A 9,173-nucleotide genomic window follows, 5' to 3' on the forward strand; every position below is an offset into this window, starting at 1 on the left:
GCCAGGGACGCTAGCGGCGGATGTAATCGCCCGCCGGCCGTTCGCCCTTCTGCCGCTGGTTGTCCTCGCCGGTATCGTTGCGTGCGTCGCCGCCGGCGGTGGTGTCGGCTGGCTTGCGCGGGATCTCCTCGCCCGGGTCGGTGCCGGGCGCGGTCGAACGCTGTGGCGGCCCGGGGGTGCGGGAGTCGGGGCGGGACGGGTTCATGCGTTTCTCCTGCCGGATGATGTGCGTGCAGTCTGGTGCGACGCCCGGGAAGCGCGCGTGAGCGGCCTGTCGACACGGCCGCCCGCAGGAACCGGATGGTGCGTCGTGCGGCAGGTGCCTAGCCTGCCCGCATCGCCGCTTCCCTCGGGACGTCCATGCACTTTCGTATCCGCGGGCTCTCGCCCGAACCGTTCCGCCACCTGTTCGACCTCGACGAGCCGGCGCTGCTGGCCGCCGGCGCACGGCGCTACGTCGTCGACCACGCGCCCGGCTTTCCGGACCGGGTGGAGATGCGCGACCTGCGGCCGGGCGAGACGGCGCTGCTGGTCAACCACGTGCACCAGAGCGCGGACACGCCGTACCGCGCCAGCCACGCGATCTTCGTGCGCGAGGGCGCCACCGTGCCTTACGAGGCCGTGGACGAGATCCCCGCGGTGCTGCGGATCCGGCCGATCTCGCTGCGGGCGTTCGACGCCATGCACATGATGGTCGACGCCGCGCTGGTCGACGGCAGCGCGCTGGAGCCGGCGATCGAACGGCTGCTCGGGCAGGAGGAGGTGGCCTACCTGCAGGCGCACTACGCGCTGCGCGGGTGTTTCGCCTGCCACATCGGGCGGGAGTGAGCTGTCCTCCCCGGGGTCCGGCATGGCCCATCGCGGCCCTGTGCGCACCGTCACATTTTGCGCGTGCGTGCCCCGCCTTTTTCATCTCGGCGTGATGGTGGGGCAGACCACCATGGAGCCATCCGAAGTGGAGGAGGGCTTGCCCATGGCGTACCTCGTCGGAGACATCGTGGTGGTGGGGTCGTGGGTGGCGCCTGCCGATCGCGAGGGCTTTCTGGGCCAGTTCGCCCTGCTGCAGGCGCAGCCGGGCCTGCCGGTGATCCGTACCGACGTGGTCCGCGATGCTGCGTTCCCCGACCTGTTCGACGCCGCCGAGGCGGCCTACCAGGCCGGCATCCAGGCGGCCAAGGAGGTCCAGGGCAAGCCGGAGCTGACCGCGGTCCCGTTCCCGCCGGGCGTGCCCTCCGCCTGAACGGCGGCGGTTACCGGCCACGCGGATTGCACGGCACGACCCGCAAGATCGGCGCATTCCATCCGAGGAGTCCTGCCATGCAGCACACCCACCATGAGCGCGTGTTCGAAGAGAGCGGCAAGCAGTTCGTGGCCATCCTCAACGAACAGCCCGATGGCCTGCTGAGCGTCACCGTGCGTCTGCCCGACGGCACGATGCGCGTGGTGCCGGGTGAGCATTTCCCCGACGAGGCACAGGCGTTGGCTGCCGCCAACGCGTTCGCCCATGAGCTGGTGGGCTCCTGCTAGCGCCGCGGCCGCGGGCCTCGGCCGGCGCCTGCTGCTGGCCGTCGGTATCGCGTGGGCCTCGCCCACCACCCTGCCCGGCCTGCTCGCGGGCTGCGTCGGGCTGCTGCTGGGCGCGCGGGCGTACCTGGGCCGGCGCGAGCGCGCACTGGTCTTCGCGCGCATGCCCTCGCCGTGGCGTGGTGCGCTCACCCTGGGCAACGTCATCCTGCACACCGGCGACAGCCTGGAGGTGGCCTGCTGCACCTATGCGCATCGGGCCGGTCGCGCGGACGAGCCGTTGATCCGTCTGGCCGACCACGAGCGGGCACACGTGTACCAGGCCATGGTGCTGGGCCCGTTGTTCCTGCCGGTGTACCTGCTGTGTGGCGGCGTGAGCGGGCGCAACCCGCTGGAGCGGGCGGCCGATCGCCATGCCGGGGAGGGGCGGGGCTGGTGGCCCTGGGCTGTGCGCGCGCGCGGTGGCGCACACTGCCGTGGTTGCCGCGGAGGCGGGGCATGATGGACGAACGCGAGCTCGACCTTGAGGACCTGCACCACCTGGCGCGTGTCGCCGAGGGCCGCGGTGGCGCCTTGCCAGAAGCGGCCGTCGCGCGGTTGATGCGGGCCGGACTGGTCCGTCGGCCCGAGCGGTTGTGCGAGGGGGCGCCCTCGCTGGAACTGACCCCGGCCGGGTTGGCGCGGGTGCGTTCGAGCGACCAGTGAGCGGGATGGTGCCGATCGCCCATACCCGGTGCAGGTGCGGAGACGGAGACGGAAAAGCCTGGCCGCCAAGCCAGGCTTTCCTCGGTGCCGGTTCTGGCCTCAGCGCTCGTTGCCGCCGCGGTCGCCTTCGGACTCCTTGCCCTCCTCGATGAGCTCGCGCACGCGCTGGCCGCCCTTGTGCCCGGCCTCGCGCACGGTCATGTCGCCGTTGTCCTCGTGCGAGGAACGACCGCCAGTCTGCTGCTGGTTGCTGCGCTCGTTGTCTTGGTTCTTCATGGAGCCTCCGTGGGGTTGATGCATGCAAAAAAACCCGGCCCAGCCGGGCATCGCAAGACAATGCAAGCTTGGCGCCAAGACCGACGCCGCGCGGTTGCGCCATGTGCCGGCCGCGCAGGCTGAAAAACCGTCTGCCGCGAGGAGATTTTTCATGCCGGTCCTGGCCTATCCTTTCCCGCTTCGACGGCTCGCGGGAGCGACATGAAGACCATCGGCCTGATCGGCGGCATGAGCTGGGAATCGACCGTGCCGTACTACCGCCTGATCAACGAGTCGGTGCGCGCGCGCCTGGGCGGCCTGCATTCGGCGAAGCTGCTGCTGCACAGCGTGGACTTCCACGAGATCGAGGCGATGCAGCGTCACGGCGAGTGGGAGGCGGCCGGCGCGCGACTGGCCGAAGCCGCGCGCGGGCTGGAAGCGGCCGGCGCCGAGGTGTTGCTGATCGGCGCCAACACCATGCACCGGGTGGCACCGGCGGTGGAGGCGGCCGTGCGTATTCCGCTGCTGCACGTGGCCGACGCCACGGCGCAGGCGATCGCCGCGGCCGGACTGCGCCGGGTCGGCCTGCTCGGCACCCGTTTCACGATGGAGCAGGCCTTCTACCGGCAACGGCTCCGGGCGCATGGACTGGACGTGCGCGTGCCTGATGAGGGCGACCGCGCGCAGGTGCACCGGATCATCTACGAGGAGCTCTGCGTGGGCCGCATGCTGCCGCGCTCGCGCGAGTGTTTCCGTGCGGTCATGGCGCGCCTGGTCGAACGGGGAGCGGAAGGAATCGTGCTCGGCTGCACGGAGATCGGCCTGCTGGTCGATGCCGCCGACGCGCCGGTGCCGCTGTTCGACACCACGCGCCTGCACGCCGAAGCGGCGGTGGCGTGGGCGTTGGCGGACGTCTGACCGTCGGCCTGACCACGGCACGCGCGCGGCAGCTTCACCCTCGCGGTGCCAGCTTCACGCGCGCCGGGTTCGCCCGGTACGGTCGAGTGCGAGCCGCATGACGTGATGAACAGCGAATGGATCATCCAGCCCGACGCAAAGACCGAGCGGCTGCGCTACGACGGCTTCCGCGCGTTCCTGCTCGGTCGCCAGCCGAGCCGGCGGCTGGCCGATGCCTTCGCGCGCCAGATCGTCGCGCGCGGCGAGCAAGTGCGCTACGGCTACGCGGAGGGGCTGCCGCGCACGGCGATCGCACGCGACCTGTATCGCTGGGTCTGTGGGGAGTGAAGGCGTGCCGGTGGCAGGCGGCTCAATGGCGACGGCTGCGCGCCAGTTCCGCGGCGCGACGCTGCTCGGCCCGGCGGCGATCCTGAGCGGCGAGCAGCTGCTGACGGCGCGTGGGCGGAAGCGCCGGCGCCTGCTGCGGGATCAGGCCCAGGTAGCGTCCGAGCCGGACGGCCTGCTCGCGGCACTTGGCCAGGGGCCAGAAGGCATGCGGAGGAAGCTGGGCGTGGGTCGTCATGGGAGCATCCTCGAAAGGGCAAGGAAGGGTGGCGCACTCCATCGCCTGAATGCTGACTGTGCAACGACGCGTGTTAGGTGTCCGTAATGGCGGAGCCAGCGCCGTGACGACGCGGCCGCTGGCGTGGTTTTCGACGCGATCCTGACGGCGCCGGCGCCACACTGTCGCCATGACAAAGCAGCAGGCGGAAGGCGCCATGGGTGACGAACGCAACGAGCGCGGCGCGGCGGGCGGGCCAATGGCCCCCGACGCCGAAGGCAAGACCGCCGGCGCCAACACGCAGAGCCAGGGCGGCATCGGCCACCGCGTGGTCGAGGCGGCGCGCGAGCAGTACGATCCGGCCACCGGGCTTCCCGGCGGACCGCTGGGCAAGGTCGACCCGCCGAAGATGTCGCTCGACGAGGGCGGCGGCGAGGATCCTGCCGATGGCCGCGCGCATCACGGTTTCACCGGCGACGACGGCGCGCACCTGGCCACCGGCAGCGAGAGCACGCCGCCGATGCGCTCGCCCGGGCCCGCCGCCGACCTGGGCGCGCAACAGGACCAGCGTGTACACGGCGTCCCGCGCGACCCGGCCGAACGCACCACCGGCGCCGATTCGCCCAATCGCGGCGGCACCGCCGGCTCGCCCGGCGGCCCGGCGAAGATGGCGCCTTCGCACATCCCCGGGCAGGACGCCGACGAAGGCATTATCCAGGGCGGGCAGAGCGGCAACGACGCGCAACGCGACCCGCAGATCTAGCGCCCCGCCGCGCGCGACGAGGCTGCGTGAAGGCGCCGCGTGCGTCGCGCCAGGTCGTGCCCGCTCCGCCGCACCGGCCCCACGCGCGAGTCAGGCATCGTCAAGGTTGGTTGCGAACGGTAGTGCTAGGGTCGGGGACCCTGGGCCGACAAGGCGGTGGCCGTCCGCAGGGCAGCCACCTGCCAAGGGCTCGCTAGTGAAGGAGAAGGCGCTCATGTTCAACTCGACATTCCGGTGGACGGCGGGGCCGCTGGCGCTGGCCGCGATCGTCCTGGGCGGTTGCACGAACTACGTCAAGAAGGCCGACTTCGACGCGGCGATCGCCGAACTGCGCGCGAACGACCAGAAGCAGCAGCAGCAACTGGATGCGTTGACCCAGGAGATGCAGCAGCGCTTTGCCAAGTACGACGCGCAGATCGCGCAGATGGGCGGCCGCGTGCGGCTGGATACCGCCGCGCACTTCGCCTTCAACGACGCCACCCTGCGCGACGAGGACAAGCCGCTGCTGGACGATTTCGCCAAGGTGATCAGCCAGCACTATCCCGACGCGGTGGTGACCGTGGAAGGCTTCGCCGATCCGGCCGGCTCGACCAGCTACAACCGGCGCCTGGGCCAGCGCCGTGCCGAGGCGGTGCGCGACTACCTCGTGCAGAACGGCCTCTCGGCGGACCACCTGCGTGCGGTGAGCTACGGCGAGGCGGTCAACCGCCAGGTCGAACGCGGCAAGACGCGCGAGCAGGGCGCGCCCAACCGCCGCGTGACGCTGGTGGTCGACTTCGCCGGCCAGGCCAGCTCGAACAACGCCATGTCGTCCGGCAGCACCACCGGCTGACACCCATGGCGACGACGGTGCCCTCCCGGTCGGGGAGGGCACCTTTCACGCGGCCGGGTCCGCCACCGGTCGCGGCGCCCCCAGACGCGCCAGCAGTTCTTCGGCCGCACGCAGCACGTCCTCGTCCGAGCCGAGTTCGAGCTTGACCGCCAGGTGCGTGTCGTCCTCCCGCGCATAGACCTGCGGCTGGCTCGCCAGCAGCCGGTCCAGCGCCTTCCCGTCGATCGTGGCGGCAGGCCCGAAGCTGACCACCCCGCCACGGCGATCCAGGTCCAGCCGCGCGATGCCGAGCGCTCGTGCCATCAGGCGCAGGCGGGCGACGGCGATCAGCCGGGCGGCCGGCTCCGGCAGCAGGCCGAAGCGCTCGATCAGCTCGGTCTGCAGGGCATCGACCGCTTCGGCAGCGGTGGCGCCGGCCAGCCGCCGATACAGGTCCAACCGGGTCGGCACGTCCGGCACGTACTCCGGCGGGATCGACGCGGGCAGGTGCAGTTCGATCTCCACGTCCTTGCGGCCGAGCTCCAGGTCGGGCTCCGTGCCGGCCTGCAGGGCGCCCACCGTGCGCTCCAGCAGCCGCGCGTACAGGTCGAAGCCGACCGCCTGGATCTGTCCCGACTGGGCTTCGCCCAGCAGTTCGCCGGCGCCACGGATCTCCAGGTCGTGCGCGGCGAGCGCAAACCCGGCGCCCAGTTCCTCTTCGCGGGCGAAGGCCTCCAGCCGCTGGCGCGCCTCCTCGGTCATCGCCGCCGGGTCGGATATCACCAGATAGGCATAGGCGCGTCGGTTGGAGCGGCCCACCCGGCCGCGCAACTGCTGCAGCTGGGCCAGCCCGAAGGACTCGGCGCGGTCGATCACGATGGTGTTGGCGCTCGGCACGTCGATGCCGGTCTCGATGATGGTGGTGCAGACGAGCAGGTTCGCGCGCCGGCGGTAGAAGTCCTCCATCACGCGCGCGAGCACGGCGGCCTTCATCTGGCCGTGCGCCACCGCCAGCCGCGCCTCCGGGACCAGCGCGCGCAACCGCTCGGCGACCGTTTCGATGCTCTCCACCGCGTTGTGCAGGAAGTACGCCTGGCCGCCGCGGCTCAGTTCGCGGCACAGCGCCTCGCGCAGCACCGCGTCGTCCCAGCGCGTGAGCGTCGTGCGCACCGCGATGCGCCGTGTCGGCGGCGTGGCGATCAGCGACAGGCCGCGCAAGCCGCCCAGGGCCATGCTGAGCGTGCGCGGGATCGGCGTGGCGGACATGGTGAGTACGTCGACCTGCGCGCGCAGCTTCTTCAGCTGCTCCTTCTGGCGCACCCCGAAACGTTGTTCCTCGTCGATGATGACCAGGCCCAGGTCGTGGAAGGCCACGTCCGGCTGCAGCAGCTTGTGCGTGCCGATCACCACGTCCAGCCGCCCGTCCGCCAGTCGCGCCAGGGTGTCGCTGAGCTTCCTGCTGGAGCGGAAGCGCGAGATCGCGGCCGCCGTCACGGGCCAGCCTTCCAGGCGCTCGGCGAAGCTGCGGTGATGCTGCTGCGCGAGCAGCGTGGTGGGCACCAGCACCGCGACCTGCCTGCCCGCGCTGGCGACCGCGAACGCCGCGCGCAAGGCCACCTCGGTCTTGCCGAAGCCCACGTCGCCGCAGATCACGCGGTCCATCGGGCGCGGCGCGGCGAGATCGGCCAGCACCGCGTCGATGGCCGCGCGCTGGTCGGGCGTTTCCTCGTAGGGAAAGCTGGCGGCGAAGGCGGCCAGCCGGGTGCGATCGAATTCCAGCGGCGGCCGCCGTCGTGCCTCGCGCGCGGCCTGCAGGGCGAGCAGCTCCGCGGCCGCATCGCGCACGTCGGCGGCAGCCTTGTCGCGCGTGCGCTCCCACGCGCCGCTGCCGAGCGCGTGCAGCGGCGCGTGTTCGGGCGAGGTGCCGGCGTAACGGCTGACCTGGCCGAGCTGGGTGACCGGCACGTAAAGCTTGTCGCCCTCGGCGTATTCGATCGCGAGGAACTCGCCCCTGGTGCCGCCCAGCTCCATCGACACCAGTCCGCGGTAGCGACCGATCCCGCTCTCGACGTGCACGACAGGGTCGCCCTCGCGCAGGTCGGCGAGCCCGCCGCCGGGCGCAAGCGGGCCGGGTTGGTGCCGGCGCGGCAGCGGGCGGCGCGCGCGCACGCCGTAGAGTTCGCGTTCGGTGAGCACGGTCAGCGCCGGCTCGGCCAGTGCGAAGCCCTGCTCCAGCGGTGCAGTGGTGAGCGCCAGGCGGTGGCCGTGCCCGGCCTGTTGCAGGAAACCGGCCCAGTCCTCCACCGCGACCGCCTCCAGACCCGCGCCGGCGAGCGCCTCGGCCAGGGTTGCACGTCGCCCGGGCGAGTCGGCGGCTACCAGCACCGCGCCGGCGTAGCCGGCAAGGAAGCGAGTCAACGAGGCCGCGCCGCGCTGGGCCGGCGCCAGGCCGAGCTCCGGCGCCGGTGCGCTGGCCGGCGCGTCGGCGTCGTCGGCGAACAGGACGCGCCGTTGCGAGGCGAGCCGGTCCTCCACGTCGCCGGGTGCCAGGTACAGCGCCTCGGGCGGCGGCAGCGGGCGGTCGGTGGCCTGCCGCGCGTGACGCGCCCGTGCTTCGCGCCACACCGCGTCCACCGCGGCCGTTACGCCAGGGTCGAGCACGAACAGCGCGCCGTTCGGCAGGTAGTCGAACAGCGTGGCGGTGTCGTCGAGGAGCAGCGGCAGGTAGCACTCCACGCCCGCCGGTGGCTCGCCCTCGTGCAGTTCGCGCAGCCAGGCGTCGCTCGGGGAGGAACCGGCGTCGGCCAGGCCGGCCTGCAGGCGCTGCGCCGCGTCGGCGCCCAGCGGGTACTCCCGTGCGGGCGGCAGTGCCAGCTCGTCCAGCGCCTCGCCCGAGCGTTGCGTCTGCGGGTCGAAGGCGCGGATCGACGCCACGGTTTCATCGGCCAGGCGGATGCGCAACGGCCGCTCGGCCTCGGGCGGATGGATCTCCAGCACGCCGCGGCGCAGCGCGTAGTCCCCGGGCTCGGCGATGTGCGCGCAGCGGCGGTAGCCGGCCGCGGCCAGGCGCCGGCGAAGCGCGGCTGCGGGGCTTGCCTGGCCGACGGCCAGCGTGAAGCCCGCGCTGGCCACGTACGAGGGCGGGGGCAGACGGTGCGCCAGCGCCGCGGCCGGTACCACCAGCACGCCGCGCTCGAGCGCCGGCAGGCGGCACAGCGTGGCGATCCGCTGGGCGACGATCTGCGGGTGCGGGTTGAACACGTCGTAGGGCAGCGTCTCCCGGTCGGGAAAATGCAGCACCGGCAGGGGCCCGGCGAAGAAGGCCAGCTCGTCCTCCAGGGCCCAGGCCTCCTGCGCATCGGCGGCGACCACCACCACCGGCCCCGCGTGCGCCTGCGCCGCCAGCGCGGGAAGCAGGGCGCGGGCGGCGCCGTGGGGTGGCCGCCACCGGCATTGCGTATCGGCGGAGGCGGGACGCGGGGGTGGTGGGAGGTGCAGGGCCATCGAAACTCGCATGGGCGCGGCAGCGCGGCGGCACTACCGCTGAAGGTGTGGGGTGGATACGCGCAGGAAGGCGCGCGCTCCAGGCTTATGCGGGTGGCGGCGCACAGCCAACGTGAACGGACACCTGTGGACGAGCCTGTTGATCCGCAGCT

At 72.4% G+C, this 9,173-nt stretch carries 13 protein-coding genes; 9 read left to right on the plus strand and 4 right to left on the minus strand.

The genetic code is table 11. The features are described 5' to 3' along the window. Positions 1-10 precede the first annotated feature (10 nt). Positions 11-205 carry a hypothetical protein gene (locus tag WAT24_RS13860; RefSeq protein ID WP_336808490.1) on the minus strand — a complete coding sequence of 65 codons (195 nt, stop codon included), beginning with the start codon at positions 203-205 and terminating at the stop codon, positions 11-13. A gap of 155 nt (positions 206-360) precedes the next feature. Here WAT24_RS13860 and WAT24_RS13865 point away from each other — a divergent pair, with 155 nt between their 5' ends. From WAT24_RS13865 to WAT24_RS13885, 5 genes are all read left to right on the plus strand, one after another. After that, positions 361-828, plus strand: coding sequence for a DUF1203 domain-containing protein (locus WAT24_RS13865; RefSeq protein ID WP_336808491.1), 468 nt, complete (start codon positions 361-363; stop codon positions 826-828). Between the two features lie 145 nt (positions 829-973). Beyond that, positions 974-1,240, plus strand: coding sequence for a hypothetical protein (locus WAT24_RS13870; protein ID WP_336808493.1), 267 nt, complete (start codon positions 974-976; stop codon positions 1,238-1,240). Between the two features lie 77 nt (positions 1,241-1,317). Continuing rightward, complete coding sequence (locus WAT24_RS13875) at positions 1,318-1,527, plus strand: hypothetical protein (protein WP_336808494.1); 210 nt, start codon at positions 1,318-1,320, stop codon at positions 1,525-1,527. Beyond that, on the plus strand, positions 1,505-2,026 hold the full coding sequence (locus tag WAT24_RS13880; protein WP_336808495.1) for a hypothetical protein: 522 nt from the start codon (positions 1,505-1,507) through the stop codon (positions 2,024-2,026). Before WAT24_RS13875 ends, WAT24_RS13880 begins: the two co-directional genes overlap by 23 nt. Then, complete coding sequence (locus tag WAT24_RS13885; RefSeq protein ID WP_336808496.1) at positions 2,023-2,229, plus strand: hypothetical protein; 207 nt, start codon at positions 2,023-2,025, stop codon at positions 2,227-2,229. Before WAT24_RS13880 ends, WAT24_RS13885 begins: the two co-directional genes overlap by 4 nt. A gap of 99 nt (positions 2,230-2,328) precedes the next feature. Here the strand turns inward: WAT24_RS13885 and WAT24_RS13890 are convergent, their stop codons facing one another. Continuing rightward, positions 2,329-2,505, minus strand: a complete 177-nt coding sequence (locus tag WAT24_RS13890; RefSeq protein WP_336808497.1) for a small, acid-soluble spore protein, alpha/beta type — start codon at positions 2,503-2,505, stop codon at positions 2,329-2,331. A 201-nt stretch (positions 2,506-2,706) separates the two neighbouring features. Between WAT24_RS13890 and WAT24_RS13895 the strand changes: the two genes are divergently transcribed. Further along, a complete protein-coding gene (locus tag WAT24_RS13895; protein WP_336808498.1) occupies positions 2,707-3,402 on the plus strand; it encodes an aspartate/glutamate racemase family protein in 696 nt (231 codons plus the stop codon). A 105-nt stretch (positions 3,403-3,507) separates the two neighbouring features. Then, positions 3,508-3,729, plus strand: coding sequence for a hypothetical protein (locus tag WAT24_RS13900; RefSeq protein WP_336808499.1), 222 nt, complete (start codon positions 3,508-3,510; stop codon positions 3,727-3,729). 22 nt (positions 3,730-3,751) lie between these two features. Here WAT24_RS13900 and WAT24_RS13905 read toward each other — a convergent pair whose 3' ends face one another. After that, complete coding sequence (locus tag WAT24_RS13905; RefSeq protein WP_336808500.1) at positions 3,752-3,964, minus strand: hypothetical protein; 213 nt, start codon at positions 3,962-3,964, stop codon at positions 3,752-3,754. A 196-nt stretch (positions 3,965-4,160) separates the two neighbouring features. Here WAT24_RS13905 and WAT24_RS13910 point away from each other — a divergent pair, with 196 nt between their 5' ends. Both WAT24_RS13910 and WAT24_RS13915 read left to right on the plus strand, forming a co-directional pair. Continuing rightward, positions 4,161-4,706 carry a hypothetical protein gene (locus WAT24_RS13910; protein WP_336808501.1) on the plus strand — a complete coding sequence of 182 codons (546 nt, stop codon included), beginning with the start codon at positions 4,161-4,163 and terminating at the stop codon, positions 4,704-4,706. A 214-nt stretch (positions 4,707-4,920) separates the two neighbouring features. Then, positions 4,921-5,538, plus strand: coding sequence for an OmpA family protein (locus WAT24_RS13915; RefSeq protein ID WP_336808502.1), 618 nt, complete (start codon positions 4,921-4,923; stop codon positions 5,536-5,538). Positions 5,539-5,583: 45 nt separating this feature from the next. Here the strand turns inward: WAT24_RS13915 and mfd are convergent, their stop codons facing one another. Next, entirely contained in the window at positions 5,584-9,021 is a 3,438-nt protein-coding gene (mfd, locus tag WAT24_RS13920) for a transcription-repair coupling factor (RefSeq protein ID WP_336808503.1), read from the minus strand. Positions 9,022-9,173: the final 152 nt, after the last annotated feature.

The sequence above is a fragment of the Fulvimonas yonginensis genome (assembly GCF_037137055.1).
GTDB lineage: Bacteria > Pseudomonadota > Gammaproteobacteria > Xanthomonadales > Rhodanobacteraceae > Frateuria_A > Frateuria_A yonginensis.

Bases quoted from the DNA above. Each gene is read 5' to 3' on its own strand.
- WAT24_RS13860 (WP_336808490.1), bottom strand. From the start codon at position 205: ATGAACCCGTCCCGCCCCGACTCCCGCACCCCCGGGCCGCCACAGCGT.
- WAT24_RS13865 (WP_336808491.1), top strand. From the start codon at position 361: ATGCACTTTCGTATCCGCGGGCTCTCGCCCGAACCGTTCCGCCACCTG.
- WAT24_RS13870 (WP_336808493.1), top strand. From the start codon at position 974: ATGGCGTACCTCGTCGGAGACATCGTGGTGGTGGGGTCGTGGGTGGCG.
- WAT24_RS13875 (WP_336808494.1), top strand. From the start codon at position 1,318: ATGCAGCACACCCACCATGAGCGCGTGTTCGAAGAGAGCGGCAAGCAG.
- WAT24_RS13880 (WP_336808495.1), top strand. From the start codon at position 1,505: ATGAGCTGGTGGGCTCCTGCTAGCGCCGCGGCCGCGGGCCTCGGCCGG.
- WAT24_RS13885 (WP_336808496.1), top strand. From the start codon at position 2,023: ATGATGGACGAACGCGAGCTCGACCTTGAGGACCTGCACCACCTGGCG.
- WAT24_RS13890 (WP_336808497.1), bottom strand. From the start codon at position 2,505: ATGAAGAACCAAGACAACGAGCGCAGCAACCAGCAGCAGACTGGCGGT.
- WAT24_RS13895 (WP_336808498.1), top strand. From the start codon at position 2,707: ATGAAGACCATCGGCCTGATCGGCGGCATGAGCTGGGAATCGACCGTG.
- WAT24_RS13900 (WP_336808499.1), top strand. From the start codon at position 3,508: ATGAACAGCGAATGGATCATCCAGCCCGACGCAAAGACCGAGCGGCTG.
- WAT24_RS13905 (WP_336808500.1), bottom strand. From the start codon at position 3,964: ATGACGACCCACGCCCAGCTTCCTCCGCATGCCTTCTGGCCCCTGGCC.
- WAT24_RS13910 (WP_336808501.1), top strand. From the start codon at position 4,161: ATGGGTGACGAACGCAACGAGCGCGGCGCGGCGGGCGGGCCAATGGCC.
- WAT24_RS13915 (WP_336808502.1), top strand. From the start codon at position 4,921: ATGTTCAACTCGACATTCCGGTGGACGGCGGGGCCGCTGGCGCTGGCC.
- mfd (WP_336808503.1), bottom strand. From the start codon at position 9,021: ATGGCCCTGCACCTCCCACCACCCCCGCGTCCCGCCTCCGCCGATACG.